General features: G+C 44.4%; 17 protein-coding genes. 15 read left to right on the top strand and 2 right to left on the bottom strand.

What is annotated here, in order from left to right; translation table 11 throughout:
- Nucleotides 1-17: 17 nt before the first annotated feature.
- From NHH16_RS06565 to NHH16_RS06550, 4 genes are all read left to right on the top strand, one after another.
- Nucleotides 18-434 carry a hypothetical protein gene (locus NHH16_RS06565; protein ID WP_262068789.1) on the top strand — a complete coding sequence of 139 codons (417 nt, stop codon included), beginning with the start codon at nt 18-20 and terminating at the stop codon, nt 432-434.
- A gap of 184 nt (nt 435-618) precedes the next feature.
- Nucleotides 619-1353: a 30S ribosomal protein S2 gene (rpsB, locus tag NHH16_RS06560; protein ID WP_262068788.1), complete on the top strand. Its 735-nt coding sequence runs from the start codon at nt 619-621 to the stop codon at nt 1351-1353.
- Between the two features lie 30 nt (nt 1354-1383).
- Nucleotides 1384-2301: a translation elongation factor Ts gene (gene tsf, locus NHH16_RS06555; protein WP_262068787.1), complete on the top strand. Its 918-nt coding sequence runs from the start codon at nt 1384-1386 to the stop codon at nt 2299-2301.
- 96 nt (nt 2302-2397) lie between these two features.
- Nucleotides 2398-3633 carry an MFS transporter gene (locus NHH16_RS06550; protein ID WP_262068786.1) on the top strand — a complete coding sequence of 412 codons (1236 nt, stop codon included), beginning with the start codon at nt 2398-2400 and terminating at the stop codon, nt 3631-3633.
- Here NHH16_RS06550 and NHH16_RS06545 read toward each other — a convergent pair.
- Nucleotides 3578-4465, bottom strand: coding sequence for a LysR family transcriptional regulator (locus tag NHH16_RS06545; RefSeq protein ID WP_262068785.1), 888 nt, complete (start codon nt 4463-4465; stop codon nt 3578-3580). The two genes, NHH16_RS06550 and NHH16_RS06545, sit on opposite strands and share 56 nt — an antisense overlap.
- Before the next feature lie 120 nt (nt 4466-4585).
- On the opposite strand from NHH16_RS06545, the gene NHH16_RS06540 reads away from it, so the two are divergent.
- Nucleotides 4586-5125 carry a prolyl-tRNA synthetase associated domain-containing protein gene (locus tag NHH16_RS06540; protein WP_262068784.1) on the top strand — a complete coding sequence of 180 codons (540 nt, stop codon included), beginning with the start codon at nt 4586-4588 and terminating at the stop codon, nt 5123-5125.
- A gap of 42 nt (nt 5126-5167) precedes the next feature.
- Here the strand turns inward: NHH16_RS06540 and NHH16_RS06535 are convergent, their stop codons facing one another.
- Entirely contained in the window at nt 5168-5398 is a 231-nt protein-coding gene (locus NHH16_RS06535) for a hypothetical protein (protein WP_262068783.1), read from the bottom strand.
- Nucleotides 5399-5645: 247 nt separating this feature from the next.
- Between NHH16_RS06535 and NHH16_RS06530 the strand changes: the two genes are divergently transcribed.
- The 10 genes from NHH16_RS06530 (at nt 5646) to NHH16_RS06485 (ending at nt 16411) form a co-directional block, all read left to right on the top strand.
- A complete protein-coding gene (locus tag NHH16_RS06530) occupies nt 5646-7484 on the top strand; it encodes an NAD(P)-binding protein (protein ID WP_262068782.1) in 1839 nt (612 codons plus the stop codon).
- Complete coding sequence (locus tag NHH16_RS06525; protein WP_262068781.1) at nt 7478-9199, top strand: [FeFe] hydrogenase, group A; 1722 nt, start codon at nt 7478-7480, stop codon at nt 9197-9199. Before NHH16_RS06530 ends, NHH16_RS06525 begins: the two co-directional genes overlap by 7 nt.
- A gap of 99 nt (nt 9200-9298) precedes the next feature.
- The gene (locus NHH16_RS06520) at nt 9299-10645 is read left to right on the top strand and encodes a MurT ligase domain-containing protein (protein ID WP_262068780.1); all 1347 of its coding nucleotides are present in this window, start codon (nt 9299-9301) and stop codon (nt 10643-10645) included.
- The gene (locus NHH16_RS06515) at nt 10645-11373 is read left to right on the top strand and encodes a type 1 glutamine amidotransferase (protein WP_262068779.1); all 729 of its coding nucleotides are present in this window, start codon (nt 10645-10647) and stop codon (nt 11371-11373) included. Before NHH16_RS06520 ends, NHH16_RS06515 begins: the two co-directional genes overlap by 1 nt.
- Before the next feature lie 15 nt (nt 11374-11388).
- Nucleotides 11389-12369 carry a helix-turn-helix transcriptional regulator gene (locus tag NHH16_RS06510; RefSeq protein WP_262068778.1) on the top strand — a complete coding sequence of 327 codons (981 nt, stop codon included), beginning with the start codon at nt 11389-11391 and terminating at the stop codon, nt 12367-12369.
- A gap of 49 nt (nt 12370-12418) precedes the next feature.
- Entirely contained in the window at nt 12419-13114 is a 696-nt protein-coding gene (gene pyrH, locus NHH16_RS06505; RefSeq protein ID WP_262068777.1) for a UMP kinase, read from the top strand.
- A 4-nt stretch (nt 13115-13118) separates the two neighbouring features.
- Nucleotides 13119-13670: a ribosome recycling factor gene (frr, locus tag NHH16_RS06500; RefSeq protein ID WP_262068776.1), complete on the top strand. Its 552-nt coding sequence runs from the start codon at nt 13119-13121 to the stop codon at nt 13668-13670.
- 66 nt (nt 13671-13736) lie between these two features.
- Nucleotides 13737-14435: an isoprenyl transferase gene (locus tag NHH16_RS06495; RefSeq protein WP_262068775.1), complete on the top strand. Its 699-nt coding sequence runs from the start codon at nt 13737-13739 to the stop codon at nt 14433-14435.
- An 11-nt stretch (nt 14436-14446) separates the two neighbouring features.
- On the top strand, nt 14447-15259 hold the full coding sequence (locus NHH16_RS06490; protein ID WP_262068774.1) for a phosphatidate cytidylyltransferase: 813 nt from the start codon (nt 14447-14449) through the stop codon (nt 15257-15259).
- Nucleotides 15260-15268: 9 nt separating this feature from the next.
- A complete protein-coding gene (locus tag NHH16_RS06485; RefSeq protein WP_262068773.1) occupies nt 15269-16411 on the top strand; it encodes a 1-deoxy-D-xylulose-5-phosphate reductoisomerase in 1143 nt (380 codons plus the stop codon).
- The last annotated feature ends 2 nt before the right edge of the window (nt 16412-16413 follow it).

Genomic DNA, 16413 nt, shown 5'->3' with positions numbered 1-16413 from the left:
TAACGGAGGAAAAAGGAATGTTTAAAGTTACAAAATTAGTAAAGGTAATCTCTATTCTGATGATTATCTTTGGGGTGTTTGGGATTATCTCAACAGTATTGGGACTAGTCTCTTTGAAAGGCTTAGAAAGCGTTCAAGGAGTGGATCCAACTCTTATCGAGGCGTCAAAGGCGGCGTTGTCACCACTTAACCTAGTATTAGCTTTCTTATCATCAGCGCTTAGTATCTTAGCTGGTATCGTAGGCATACAAGGTAAGAACTATAAGCTAGCGATGTTTTCAATTATCGCTTATATCGTTCTCGATTTAGCATCGGTTGTTAAGTTAGCAGTGACTACAGGAATCGACGGAGTTACCATCATTTCTAGCTTTATTGGTTTGATTCTACCACTTCTCTATTTATGGGGTGTTTATCAGGCTAAAGGCGAGGAGTAAGAAAAAAATTAAAGACCTGCGGATGTTGGCTAAAAGGCTTGCATTTGCAGGTCTTTTGTGGTATTGTATGTAGGTCGCAAAAAATCACTTATGCGTTGCTTAGAAGGGTGCCGAAGCTTGAGAAAAAGCCGGTTTTCTACAGTAGAATGCATGGGGAAGAAAAAACCAAATGGAGGAATTAACAATGAGTGTTATTTCAATGAAACAACTTTTAGAAGCAGGTGTACACTTTGGACACCAAACAAGAAGATGGAACCCGAAAATGGCTCCTTATATTTACACAGAGAGAAACGGTATCTACATCATCGACTTACAGAAGTCTGTAGGTATGGTTGATGACGCGTATAACGCGATTTCTGACGTTGTTGCAGATGGTGGTACCATCCTTTTCGTAGGAACGAAGAAGCAAGCACAAGACGCTATCAAAGCGGAAGCTGAGAGATGTGGAATGTACTACGTAAATGAAAGATGGTTAGGTGGAATGCTTACGAACTTTAAGACCATCAAGAGCCGTATCGATAGATTAAAAGAAATCGAAAGAATGTCTGAAGACGGAACTTTCGACGTACTTCCTAAGAAAGAAGTAATTGGCCTTAAAAAAGAATGGGATAAGCTTGAAAAGAACTTAGGCGGAATCAAAGACATGAAGAAGCTGCCAGATGCGATTTTCGTAGTAGATCCTAAGAAAGAAAAAATCTGTGTGCAAGAAGCGCATAACTTAAGTATTCCGTTGATTGGAATCGCTGATACAAACTGTGACCCAGAAGAACTTGATTACGTAATCCCAGGTAATGACGATGCAATCAGAGCGGTTAAGTTAATCGTGTCAAAGATGGCAGATGCTGTTATCGAGGCTAATCAAGGCGAAAGCGCTGCCGATTACGCAGACGAAGAAGTGGAAGAAACAGTAGAAGCGTAAGTAAAATCAAATAAAACGGAGGAAGATAAAATGGCTATTACAGCAGCAATGGTAAAAGAATTGCGTGAAATTACAGGCGCCGGAATGATGGACTGTAAGAAAGCGTTAAATGAAACAAACGGAAATATGGAAGAAGCAATTGAGTACTTAAGAAAACACGGCCAAGCAAAAGCTGAGAAAAAAGCTGGTAGAATTGCTGCCGAAGGTTTGGTTGGTGCTCACGTAGAAAATGATAAATTAGCTTCAATCGTAGAAGTAAACTCAGAGACAGACTTCGTAGCTCAGACAGATGACTTTAAGGATTTTGTAGCAGCCGTAGCTGAGCAAGCTAAGAAGACTGGTTGTACAGATATCGAAGCGTTCATGGATGAAGAATGGCTAGCAGAACCAGGAAAGACGGTTCGCGAAGCTTTAACAGCTAAGATTGCCGTAATCGGTGAGAACCTCAACATCAGAAGATTTGAAAAAGTCGTTTCTGAGGGAGCAATCGTATCTTATATCCACGGTGGCGGTAGAATCGGTGTTTTAGTTGATGCTGATACAGACGTTGTTAACGATGAAATTAGAACGGCTCTTCGCAACGTAGCTATGCAAGTAGCAGCTATGAGCCCAGTATACGTATCAAGAGATGAAGTATCTCAAGAATACATCGATAAAGAGACAGAAATCTTAAAAGCTCAAGCCAAAGAAGAAGATCCTAACAAACCAGATAATATCATCGAAAAGATGATTGTTGGTCGTTTGAATAAGCAGTTGAAAGAAGTATGTTTATTGGATCAAGTATACGTACAAGATTCTGATTTGACAGTTGGTCAATACATCGACAAAGTAGCGAAAGACAACAATGCAAATATTAAAATTGCTAAGTTTATTCGCTTCGAAACCGGTGAAGGCCTTGAAAAGAAATCAGATGACTTTGCAGCAGAGGTTGCCGCACAGTTAGGTTAATAAAGACTTTATGAGAAGTGTGCACTTTAGGTGTGCACTTCTTTTTACGCGGAGCAGTCTCGCAAAACGTGATGCTTCCGGTTTTAAGGAGGAAAAATGAACGGGATAAAGAGTTGGAAGAAGAATTTCTTTACCATTTGGACAGGACAAGCATTTTCTCAGCTTTCTAGCTCGGTGTTACAATTTGCTATCGTGTGGTATCTAACGGATCGAACGGGTTCGGCTTTAGTGCTATCAGCAGCGATGCTGATGGGCTTTTTGCCGCAAGGGGTTCTCGGTCCTTTTATCGGCGTGTTTATCGACCGTTATAATCGAAAGAAAATCATGATATTGTCGGACTTGCTGATTTCTTTAGCGAGTCTAGTAATGGTGCTTGCCGGCGCTCTCGGCTTTCTCACCACGGGTTTAATTATGGTCATTCTATTATTGCGCTCTATCGGCACGGCTTTCCACACTCCGTGTCTGCAAGCAGTGACCCCGCAGATTGTGCCCACCGATCAGTTAACAAAGTGTGCCGGCTACTCCCAGTCGCTAGAATCGATTTCCCAGATTCTAAGTCCAGTAATTGCAGCAGTGCTCTATCAGACTTGGAGCCTTGGGGGGATTGTCTTTTTAGACGTGATTGGTGCTCTTATTGCTGTCTTTGCGTTAACGATTAGTCATGTGCCAAAGTTAGAAAGAAGTGAGCAGTCCTCAGACTTGCACGTTCTAAGAGAAGCCAAGGAAGGCTTTCGGATATTGCGAACCAATAGAGGGATGCTAGGGCTGGTGTTTATCAGTGCGCTTTATACCTTAGCGCTAATGCCTACAAGCGCCTTGTTTCCGCTGATGAGTATGTCTTATTTTGGGGGGACGAGTACCCATGCTAGTATTATTGAGGTTATTTTTTCTGTCGGTTTGCTAGTGGGATCGCTGATTTTGAGTAAGTGGGGCGGCACAAAAAATCGTATTTATACCATTGTTGGGTCGTATTTGTTAATGAGTGCTTGTCTTTTCGTTTCAGGGATGCTTCCGCCAAGCGGTTTTGTCGGTTTTGTTATCTGTTCCCTAATGATGGGGGTATCAGGACCCTTTTATTGGGGCATGTATACGCCGCTTATTCAGAGCAAATTTGCGGATGAATACCTTGGCCGAGTACTTTCGTTGGCAGCGAGCATTCGCTTGATTGTAGCGCCAATTGGCTTGTCTTTATCAGGGGTATTTGCCGAAATCTTCGGGGTGGAAAAATGGTTTTTGATTGCTGGCGGGTTAACGCTTATTGCAGCAACTCTATGTCTTAGTATTCCGGTGATTCGTCATGCCGATATTCCAAATACTCAAGAAAACGAGTAACTGCTAGAGGAGCCGTTTTTTCTCCGCTTGTAGCGATACAGATTTTTCTCGCAGCGGGCACATCTAGCTCTTTGATAACTACTTGATTGGGAATGCGGCGCAGGATTAACTGGGGGAGGATGCTGATTCCCAGACCGTTTTCAATCATGGCGAGAATGGCATAATCATCCCAAGTGGTAAATTTGATATTAGGTGTTACGTTTAGGTGCTCTAGGAGTTCGGAGATATCGCCAGGATTATCTTTTTCTAGAAGCATGAAAGGATAGTCTCCAAGCGCTTTTACGGGGAATTTATCCCGATCAGCGAAAGGGTGATCCACTGGTAGCACCACCATTAATTTATCATCTTCTAAGAAGGTGGTTTCTAGATGGTCGCGTACAGGCAGTCTTAAAAAGCCACAATCCACGCGACCTTCTAGGAGCCACTTTTCAATTTCTACATAATCTCCTAAAAGAAGCTCATAATCGATATTTGGATATTCTTTTTGGAATTCTCGGATAATACTAGGAAGCCAGTGGGTAGCCACGCTAGAAAAGGTACCGATCCGAATGAGGCCTGATTTTAGACCACTTATTTCGTCTACTTGAGTTTGCAGTTCTGTGTATTCGTTATAAACTTTTCTAGCATAGGGGAGTAGTCTTAAGCCATCAGAGGTCAGGTGAACCCCAGCTCTTCCTCTGACTAAGAGGGTCACTTGCCAGTCTTTTTCCAAGTCGCTAATCATGCGGCTGATACCGGATTGGGAATAGTCCAGAAGCTTAGCAGCTTTAGTGAAGCTGCCGTGTTCCACAGTGGTGATAAAGGCCAGAAGTTTCTGAATGTTCATATCCATATGCGCAAATCCTTTCTATCTGAAAACGTCATTTTAAAGATGATATTTATTCGCTTTTGTAATCATTAAGATTATGATATCCTAGAATAGGAGAAAGCACAAGTAGAGGAGTGAACAAAGATGATACACGTAAGCGAAGTGAAGACCACAGCACCGGAAGTTTATAATAATGAGTTGCAGGAAAAAGTGTTCCAGGCCTTAGCGGAACTAGAGATCCCCTTTGAAAGAGTAGATACCGATGAGGTAATCACCATGGAAGACTGTGAGAACGTTAATGAAAGATTAGATATGCAGATGGTGAAGACCTTATTTTTATGTGACCGCAAGCAACAGGATTTCTATCTTTTTGTAACTAAGGGAAATAAGCCTTTTCGTGCAAAAGATTTTTCCAATGTGTTAGAAGTACCGCGGGTTTCTTTTGCTCCGGCCGAAATGATGGAAGAGATGCTAGGGACGAAGATTGGCGCAGCTACTATTTTTAGTGCCCTGTTAGAGGGTGCCAAGGAAGTTAGAATCGTTGTGGATAAGGCTGTAGCAAATATGGAATGGTACGGATGCAGCGATGGTACGACAACGGGGTACATGAAAGTGAAGACAGAGCAGATCTTACAAAAATTCTTGCCTTTTACCGGACGCCGGGCGGAGACGATAAGAGTCTAGTTGGAAACGGGATTATCAAACGATAGTCCTGTTTTTTTCTTTTTACATATTCATGAAATCCTTGAAGAAGGCTACCTCATCAGCTTTGAGCTTAAAGTTAGCTTCATAAGGCTTTCCGCCTGGTGGAGTAATAGTGATTTCCACCACAGTATCCTCTTCGATAGCGACTTTTGACATCTGCTTGAAATAAAGAGGGATTTTGGGATGGTTTCTTTTGAAAATTTCGTAACCTTCTCTTAGTTTATTTAGTTTTGTGAGTTTGCTTAGATCCATAGGTGAGCTCCTTTTTTATTGTTTAAATGTTATCATTTATCAATTTAACGAAAATTATATCATAAACCTAGCGAGATAACAGAATAGTTTGGCGATAATTGTGTAACATGCACAAAAATCGAGTTAAAAAAATAACTAAAATAGTAATAACCGTTCACGAATGATACAATTATAGAGATAACAAAGTTGGGATCTTAGAGGAGTGAATAAGAAGGAATGATCGAGATCCTGGATAAGGGAGGTAGAAATGAGCAGATTACAGGTGAAAAAATCTGACGATGTACAAAGGTCAGTGAACCAAATGTACGAAGTTCTTGAGCGGCGAATGATTGCCGGAGCAGTGGATTCCTGTCCGGCGGATTTTCATTTAGGCTTTTTGAAGATGTGTCACGCTCAAACTTGCGGAAAATGTACTTCATGTCGTATCGGTTTGAAGCAGCTACAGAATTTATTAGAGGATGTCTTAGAGAACCGGGCGACGCTTAAAACCATTGATTTAATCAAGGAAACAGCAGCGAATATTTACCAGTCGGCAGATTGTGCTATCGGTTATGAAGCTGCAAGAATGGTGTATCACGGAGTGACCGAGTGCTATGATGAGTATGTGAAATACATTGAGCAAGGTGGCAATATCGATGCTACGAAGATTGCGGTGCCGTGTATGGCGGATTGCCCAGCTAACGTGGATATTCCGGGCTATGTTGCGTTAATGTATAGTGGGCGCTATGAGGACGCGGTGCGCCTCATTAAGCGGGATAATCCGTTCCCAGCTACGTGTGCCTTTGTCTGTGAGCATCCTTGTGAACGCAAGTGTCGTCGTCGCATGCTAGATACGCCGATTAATATTCGGGGAATTAAAAGAGCGGCAGTCGACTTTGCCAAAGACGTTCCCGATGAGCCAAAAGCAGAAGCAACGGGTAAGAAGGTAGCAATTGTAGGTGGCGGTCCTAGCGGTATGAGCGCGGCTTATTACCTGACTTTAATGGGACACGATGTGACGATTTATGAAGAAAAATCAAAGCTAGGCGGGATGCTTCGCTACGGAATTCCCAGTTACCGTTTCCCAAGAGAACGTCTGCAAGACGATATCGATGCGATTATCAATTTGGGCGTGAAAGTTCACCGCGGTGTGCGTATCGGTAAAGATATTAGTCTAGAGACGCTCCGTCAGGAAAATGATGCTGTCTATATTGCTATCGGTGCTCAGACGGATAAGAAGATGGGGATTGAAGGGGAAGAGGCCAAAGGCGTTATTTCGGCTGTTGACTTGCTTTACCAAATCGGTGAGGAGCAGATGCCGGATTTAACTGGTAGAAATGTTGTGGTACTTGGCGGCGGTAATGTGGCCATGGACTGTGCCCGGTCAGCGGTGCGCTTAGGGGCAGCGAAAGTCTCTGTGGTGTATCGCCGGCGTCAACAAGATATGCCAGCGTTAGCGGCAGAAGTAGAAGCGACGGTAGCGGAAGGGGTAGAGATGATTACCCTTCAAGTGCCACTAAAGATTGAACAAAATGCCACAGGTGAAGTAATCGGAGTACGGGTTCAACCCCAGATTATTAGCCTTAGTGATAAGAAGGGCCGTCCATCTCCGAGAAATGCCGCGAAGCCAGAAGAGGTGATCCCTTGCGATACGGTCTTAGTGGCAATCGGCCAAAATATTGAGTATAAGCATTTTGAAACCTCTGGTATCGAGATTAAGCACGGAGCAATCGGGGCTTTGGATGATGGAAATGTTCCTGAAAATCACGGTGTATTTGCTGGTGGTGACTGTGTAACAGGACCAGCTACGGTTATTCGCGCGATTGAAGGCGGCAAGGTTGCTGCTGCTAATATCGATGAATACTTAGGTTTTCATCATGTATTAGGAGAAGAAGAAATTGAGATTCCGGTAGTGCATTTGGACAATAAACGAGGATGCGGACGGGTAGAATTGCCGGAGCGAGAAGCTCATGAACGGAGAACGGATTTTGAAGGAGTCGAGCTGGGAATGACCGAAGAAGAGCTTAAGCAAGAATCTAATAGATGCCTCCGTTGTGACTATTATGGTTATGGATCGTTGAGAGGAGGTAGAGCGCAGAAATGGTAAATTTAACAATTGATGGAAAACAGATTGCAGTGGCAGAAGGCACGACTATCATGGAAGCGGCGGCGATGTTAGATATCACCATTCCTAAGTTGTGTTATCTAAAGGAAATAAATGAAATTGGTGCCTGTCGTGTCTGTGTGATAGAAGTCGAAGGCATGGATAGGGTAGTTACCTCCTGTAATCATCTGGTGGAAGATGGCATGGTGGTTATGACCAACAGTCCTAAGGTAAGAGATGTTCGTAAAACCAACGTGCAGTTGATTTTATCAGAACACAATAGTAATTGCCCCACCTGTATCAGAAATGGCAACTGCTCCCTTCAAGATTTAGCAGATCATATGGGACTTCTTAGTGTGCCTTATAAGACGAGCTATGAGGAAGGCTTTACCGACACGGAATTTCCAATCATCAGGGACTCCAGCAAATGCATTAAGTGTATGCGATGTGTAAGCTTTTGTGACAAGGTACAAGGGCTTGAGGTCTGGGATGTGATTAACACCGGTTACCGGACGACGGTGGGAGTGAAAGACAATAAAGAGATGGCAGAAGCCAATTGTTCCATGTGTGGCCAATGCGTAACTCATTGTCCGGTAGGCGCTTTGACGGTACGAAGAGATATTAAAGACGTGTACGACGCCCTTCACAATCCCGATATTATTACCGTGGTACAGGTGGCGCCAGCTGTTCGCGCAGGTTTTGCCGATGCTTTAGGAGTTGACGGCGAAGAGTTAACGCAAGGGCAGATGGTAACCGGTCTAAAGCAGCTAGGGTTTGATTACGTATTTGATACCAACTTTACTGCTGATTTAACGATTATGGAAGAAGGAAGTGAGCTCATTCACAAGCTGACCCATAGGGACGAATACGCTTGGCCCATGTTTACCTCTTGTTGCCCCGGTTGGGTTCGCTTTATGAAAAGTGAGTATCCAGAGATGGTGGATCAGCTTTCTACCGCCAAATCGCCCCAGCAGATGTTCGGAGCGGTGGCGAAGACATACTTTGCGGAGAAAATCGGCGTAGATCCTTCAAGACTGCATGTAATCTCGGTGATGCCTTGCAGTGCGAAGAAATACGAATGTAGCGTTGATGAAGTGAACGTGGTTTCTGGTGTTCGAGACGTGGATACGGTGCTGATTACCAGAGAAATGCTCCAGATTATGAAGATGGATAATATCGATTTGGCAAATCTTGAAGAATCGGAATTTGACTCACCTCTTGGTGAAGGCACAGGTGCGGCGGTTATCTTCGGTGCCTCTGGTGGCGTTATGGAAGCGGCACTGCGCTCTGCGTATTTCTTACTTAAAGGCGAGAATATCGATCCTGATGCCTTTAAAGAGGTTCGTGGCTTTACCGAAAGGCGAGAGTTAGAGGCGAATGTGGATGGTACAGTAGTTCGCTGTGCAGCGGTATCGTCACTAGGAGAAGCGAGAGAGCTGATTGAGGATATTAAGGCCGGTAAGGTCACGTATGACTTTGTGGAAGTAATGGCCTGTCCAGGCGGCTGTGCTGGCGGCGGTGGGCAACCGATTAATGATGGCGAGGAAAGAGGTGCTCTTCGCGGATCCAGACTGTATCAGTTAGACAGAGACAATAAAGTACGTTATTCTCATGAGAACAGTGAAGTTCAGATTCTCTACAAGGAGTATTTAGAAAAGCCACTATCTGAGAAATCTCATCATTTATTGCATACCCATCAAAAAGACTGGGTATATTAGAGTTACGATTTTAAGAAGAAAGTCCTTGTCGGCAAAGTTTGCGGCAAGGGCTTCTTTTTGCTATAATGATAAAGTTAAAAAAAATAGGGGAAAGCGAAGATGAGACTTAAAACAAGAATTGCCATTCGGATGGCGAAGATTACCAGTTTTGTAATAAAAAAGATGAACCGGGGAAGCGGGGTAACTCTCCCGGGGAAGATTGCCCATATGATCGATAAAGATATTTTGCGCGAGCTGTCACAGCAAGTAAAGAATAAGACCGTGGCCACCATGGGCACCAACGGTAAGACCACCACCAATAGCCTTTTATACCATGTGCTGTCAGCGGAAGGTCATGAGGTGATTATTAATCGCACCGGCGCCAATATGCTAAATGGAATCATTTCGGCCTTCGTCTTAGCAACCAACCACAAAGGTCAGATTACGGCTGATTACGCTTGTATTGAAGTAGATGAAATGGCCTCAGTGGCGGTATTGCCACAGCTTATGCCAGACGGCGTGGTTCTAACCAATATTTCCAGGGATCAGCTGGACCGCTTCGGTGAGGTGGACATTACCTTAAACAAGCTAATTCAGGCTTTTAAAAGCGTTCCTCAGACGAGACTCGCCATCAATGCCGATGATATGATGAGTGTCTGCATGGCCGAGGAAGCAGGCAATGATTTTATTACTTACGGTATTGATGAAGAGATATTTGATACCACCTCAAAGTCAGAGATTCGGGAGAGTATTTTCTGCCGAAAATGTGGGACGAAGATGGAGTATCAGTTCTTTCACTACGGTCAATTAGGGCTCTATAGTTGTCCAGGTTGTGGCTTTAAGCGGCCAAGGCCCGATTACTTAGCTCACGATATTCGCTTAGAGGGTGAAGTGTATAGCTTTTCTCTTAATGAGCTTCGCGTAGATACGACTTCGCGGACGCCGTACAATGTCTATAACACCCTTTCCGCCTATGCACTCCTTAAAGGTCTTGATATCGAAGCACCCCACTTTAAAGAGACAGTAGAAGACTTTAGCTATGAAAATGACCGAGAGGTGCTCTTTCATATTGGGGATACGAGAGTCCAGCTTCACCTAGCGAAGAATCCGGTGGGCTTTCAGCAGAAGGTATCCCTTGTGCTTCGGGATGAAAAGGAAAAAGACGTCATTATTCAGATTAATGATGGATTTCAAGATGGTCGAGATATTTCCTGGCTTTGGGATGTAGACTTTCAATATTTGCAAGAGGCGAAAGCTTGTAGTCTAGTGTGTCTAGGTACCCGCAGGTACGATATGGCTCTTCGGCTCAAATACGAAGACGTGGCTTATTCGGTAGCAGACAGTATGGAAGAAGCAGTTAGAGCGGCCCTTAGGTCTTCGGCGAAGAATCTTTATATTATCGTAAACTATACCGGGTTATATGAAACCAAGGGACTGTTAGAGCGGATTAAGAAGGAGGCCGAATAATGGAAAAGAGAAAATTAGCCATCGGACACCTCTACCCAGACCTTCTAAACCTCTACGGTGACCGGGGAAACATCCAGTGTTTTCGCAAGCGTCTAGAATGGCGGGGAATGGATAGCGAGGTTATCTCCGTATTATCCGGGGAACAGGCGGATTTTAGTAAACTGGATATTGTGCTATTAGGTGGTGGTTCGGACCGAGAGCAGCGCCTAGTGTGCGAATATTTATTGAAAATAAAGGATGAATTTAAAGCGTATGTAGAGGACGGCGGGGTGGTTCTCGCTGTCTGCGGCGGCTATCAGCTTCTTGGTCGGTCGTATAAGACCAACGATGAAGTGATTGAAGGCTTAGGCATCCTCGATCTTGAGACCCAGTGGCAGGCAGAGCGCCTGGTGGAAAATATTGTGCTGAAAAGCGATTTGTTTTCGATGCCAGTTGTGGGCTTTGAAAACCACGGTGGGCGTACGTATATCGGTGAGCATACTCCTTTAGGGAAGGTGTTGTTTGGAAATGGCAATGCCGAAGGTGCCGGTTATGAAGGGGTGGTGTATAAGAATGTGATCGCTAGCTACCTTCATGGACCCTTATTACCGAAGAATCCCCAGGTTTGTGATTATCTGCTCAGTAAAGCGCTGAAACGTAAATACGGGGAAGAGATAGCGCTAGAGCCTCTTGATGATTCTTTAGAAAAGGCGGCAAACGAAGAGTTATACAAACGCTTTGTGGGTTAGGAAAGGGAGGAAGCCATGGCAAAATCATTTAACCAAAAGATGAAGCTTCTTTTCATTATGGATACCCTTTTAAAAAATAGCGATTTCGAGCATCCGGTAGCGACCCAGACGCTCATTGATATGCTAGCGGATAACGGGATTAGCGCTGAGCGTAAGAGCATTTATGGAGATATCGAAACCCTGACGAATTACGGTTTAGATATTATGCGAAGAACAGAGCGGCCAGGGGGATACTACATCGCTTCTAGGGAATTCGAATTACCAGAACTAAAGCTACTAGTTGATGCGGTGCAGTCGTCCCGGTTTTTAACGGCAAAGAAGTCAACGGAGCTGATCAAGAAGTTAGAAGGTCTTACTAGTCGCTACGAGGCTAGTCGGCTTAATCGCCAGGTCTATGTGGCGAACCGGGTAAAGACCATGAATGAAAGTATATATTACTTGGTGGATAGTATTCACGAAGCCATCCACAAGAATCGGCGGATTGGCTTTATGTACTACAAGTGGACGGTGACGAAAGAAACCACACCTAAGCGGGCAGATAAAGAGTATCAGTGTTCACCCCTAGCACTAGTATGGGAGAATGACTTCTATTATTTGGTAGCGTACGACTCGGCGGTAGAAGACATTCGCCACTACCGAGTGGATAAAATGGGTGAGGTGGAGATATTAGAGACGCTCCGAGATAAGGCTCTTGATCAGAAAGGGTTTGACTTGACAGATTACCTCGGTAAAACCTTTGGCATGTACGGCGGCGAGGACATGAAAATCAAGCTACGTGTAAACGAAGAACTTGTAGGGGTGATGATTGACCGTTTTGGAAAGGAGATTCCCGTTATTAAAGACGGAGATACTTTCTTGACCACGGTAGATGTGAAGGTATCTACCCAGTTTTTCGGCTGGTTAGCCGGTCTGGGAACGAACGTACAGATTATTAGTCCGGATACCGTAAGGGAACAATACAAAGAACATCTAAAAGCCCTTCTTGAAGAACTCTAAGGGCTTATGCTATAATCGGGATAGCCTATAAGATGAGGAGAAATTGATAATGAAAAGAGTATTACTTAAACTTAGCGGAGAAGCGCTAGCTGGAGATAAAAAAACAGGCTTTGATGAGGCCACTTGTATCGGGGTAGCAAAGCAGGTGAAGACCTTGGTAGAAAGCGGTGTTCAAGTAGCGGTGGTTACCGGCGGCGGCAATTTCTGGCGGGGGCGTACAAGTGAGACCATAGACCGGGTTAAGGCAGATCAGATTGGCATGCTGGCAACAGTGATGAACTGTATCTATGTGGCGGATATCTTCCGGTACGTAGGTATGGAGACCGAAGTTTTTACCCCTTTTACCTGTGGCGCTTTTACCACCTTATTTTCTAAAGATGCAGCGGTGAGTGCTCTAAATAACGGAAAGGTGATATTTTTTGCTGGTGGTACGGGACATCCGTATTTTTCGACGGATACCGGTGCTGTCCTTAGAGCAATAGAGATCGAAGCCGATTATATGTTACTGGCAAAGGCGATTGACGGAATTTACGACAGCGATCCCAAGTCAAATCCAGATGCGAAGAAATACGAAACCATTACTATTGAAGAGATGATTGAAAAGAAGTTAATGGCTATTGATATGACGGCTTCGATTATGTGCTTAGAAAATCGGATGCCCATGTTGGTCTTTGGCTTAAATGAAAAAAATAGTATTGCAAATACAATGGCCGGAGAATTTACCGGTACAAAAGTGGAGGTATAGAACTATGAATGAGAGACTAGAAAAGTACAATGGAAAAATGCAAAAGACCCTAGAAAGCCTAGGCGAGGAACTTGGGGCAATCCGAGCCGGTAGAGCCAATCCTAATCTTTTAAATAAGATTATGGTTAATTACTATGGCACCCCAACGCCAATTCAACAGGTGGCTAATATCTCTGTACCAGATGCCCGGATGATTCAAATCGCTCCTTGGGAAAAAAGTCTAATTGGAGAAATTGAAAAGGCGATTCAGCAATCAGATCTAGGAATCAACCCCACAAATGACGGTTCTCATATCCGCCTGGCCTTCCCAGAACTAACGGAAGAACGTCGTAAGGATTTGGTTAAGGATATTAAAAAGCGAGGCGAGAATGCCAAGGTTGCCCTTAGGAATGTGCGCCGGGACGGTAATGATGCTATCAAGAAACTAAAGGGATCGGAAGTGTCAGAGGATGAGATTAAAGATCTAGAAGCAGAATTACAAAAAATCACAGATAAGTTTGTAAAAGAAGTGGATAAAGCCATAGAAGTAAAATCGGATGAGATTATGACAGTATAGTAAAATGAGCCTAAAGGTACCTTTTGTTATTTGGGTACCTTTTTTCATTATCTTAGGAGAAATAATATGAATGCACCAAAACACGTAGCGATTATCATGGATGGCAATGGTCGCTGGGCAAAAGATCGAGGACTACCTCGGAATATGGGCCATACCCAAGGGGCGAAGACGGTAGAGCAGATCTGTGAAGACGCTCATGACTTAGGCGTTAAGTATTTAACTGTGTACGCTTTCTCAACGGAGAATTGGAACCGTCCAGCGGCGGAAGTGACGGCTCTAATGACCCTTTTGCGCAGCTATATGAAAAACAGTATTAAAAGAGCGATGAAAAACGATATGCGAGTCCGGGTTATCGGTGATAAGACCCGGCTAGCCCCTGACTTACAGCGAGATATCGCGGGGCTTGAGGAGACTACGAAAGATAATACGGGGTTGTCTTTTCAAATTGCTATTAACTATGGAAGCCGAGACGAGATGATCCGGGGGATGAGAAAGCTTGCCGATCAGGTTGCTAAAGGACAGTTAAAAAGCGAGGATATAACAGAAGAAATATTCGCAGAGGCTCTTGATACGAATGGTATCCCGGATCCGGATTTATTGATTCGCACCAGTGGTGAGCTGCGGATATCTAACTTCCTTTTATGGCAGTTAGCCTATACAGAGTTTTATTTTACAGATGTATTATGGCCAAACTTTAATAAGGATGAATTAGCAAAAGCGATTGCTTATTACAATGAAAGGGACCGGCGTTTCGGCAAGGTTTAGGTAAGAAAAAGATGTTTAAAACTAGATTACTTAGCGGAATTGTGTTAGTGGTGATTCTGGCCCTGGTTATCGGTCTAGGTGGCAATGTTCTCTTTGGATTCTGCCTTTTGATTAGCCTAATCGGGATGAACGAGCTCTTTAAAATAGCAAAAACCGATAGGAAGGCTCCAGGGATTATGGCATATGGGGGCATTATTCTCTACTATTTCGTCCTCTTATTAGGAGCGAAGGAATACGTGATGGCGACGATTATCATCACGCTTGTAGCGATTCTAGCAACGTATGTGTTTACCTTTCCGACGTATGATGCCACCCAAATCGTATTAACGTTTTTTGGCGTTATTTATGTGGGGGTCATGCTTTCTTATATCTACCAGTCCCGGATGAGCGGCGATGGCGTTATCGGCGTGGCCATTGTGGTCTTAATCTTCCTGGCTTCTTGGGGAAGTGATACCTGCGCGTACTGCGTGGGCATGCTTTTTGGCAAGCACAAAATGGCTCCGATTCTAAGCCCTAAGAAATCCATCGAAGGCGCCGTTGGCGGTGTAGTGGGTGCGGCAATACTCGGCTGTCTTTTTGCCTTTGTTCTTAATCAGGCGAATTTTGGTAGCCATTCAGTGGGGCGCTATGGCATTATCTGCGGAGTAGGTGCGCTTATCTCCATGGTGGGGGATTTGGCGGCTTCAGGTATTAAGCGTAATCACCAGGTAAAGGACTACGGTTACTTGATTCCTGGACATGGGGGAATCCTTGACCGCTTTGACAGCGTGATTTTCACCGCCCCTATCATTTATTATTTATCCCAGTTATTAAGCAGTATTTAGGAGTTTATTATGAAGAAAATTGCAATCTTAGGATCCACCGGTTCGATCGGAACGCAGACGTTAGAGATTGTGAATCGGTTTCCAGAAATAGAAGTAGTTGCCTTAGCGGCAAAAGAAAATATCGATCTTTTAGAGGCTCAGGTTCGCCGTTATAAGCCCAGTCTTGTGGCGATGGGAAATCCTGATAAGGCCTTGGAGTTAAAGCAGCGTCTAGCAGATATGGAAGTTACGGTCAGTGGTGGTATGGATGGGCTAGTCGAAGTAGCTACCGCCGCCGAGGCCCAGACAGTAGTTACGGCAGTGGTGGGTATGATTGGCATTCGTCCGACCTTAGAAGCAATTAAAGCCGGAAAAGACATTGCCCTTGCAAATAAAGAGACCCTTGTCTGCGCTGGCCATTTGATTATGCCTTTAGCGAAGGAAAAGGGCGTTCGGATTCTTCCGGTTGATAGCGAGCATTCGGCTATTTTCCAGGCCCTTCAAGGGAACTCCCAGAAGGCGGTGGAAAAGCTGTGGTTAACAGCCTCAGGTGGTCCTTTTCTAGGAAAACGAGAAGAGGAATTATTGAGTGTAAAGCCAGCAGATGCCCTAAAGCATCCCAACTGGACTATGGGGCAGAAAATTACGATAGACTCGGCCACGATGGTAAATAAAGGGTTAGAAGTAATGGAAGCCAGATGGCTTTTTGATATTGACATTGACCGGGTGAAGGTAGTGGTACAGCCTAAAAGCGTGATTCACTCCATGGTAGAGTATATAGATGGCTCGGTGATAGCCCAATTAGGAACGCCGGATATGAAGATGCCAATTCAGTACGCGCTCTTTTATCCGGAACGTCGGGAACTACCGGGAGAGAGATTAGACTTTAAGAGAATTCGTAGCCTTGATTTCCGGGCTCCGGATATGGATACGTTCTATGGCCTTAAGCTAGCTTATATTGCTGGGCGTCGGGGCGGAAGTCTGCCAACGGTCTACAACGCGGCTAACGAAAAAGCGGTAGCGATGTTTCTTCGGGGGGAAGTTACATTTCTAGAGATCGCTTTAATTATTGAGGATTGTCTGCTGCACCACAAGGTGATTGAGAATCCTACATTAGAAGAGATTCTTGAGACAGAACAAGCGGTCTACGCACGGATTGAATCTAGGAGGTAAAG

This window comes from Ohessyouella blattaphilus (genome assembly GCF_024721265.1).
Taxonomy (GTDB): Bacteria; Bacillota; Clostridia; order Lachnospirales; family Lachnospiraceae; genus Aequitasia; species Aequitasia blattaphilus_A.
The sequence above is the reverse complement of the archived record's forward strand: the minus strand, read 5'-3'. Positions and strand labels throughout refer to the sequence as shown.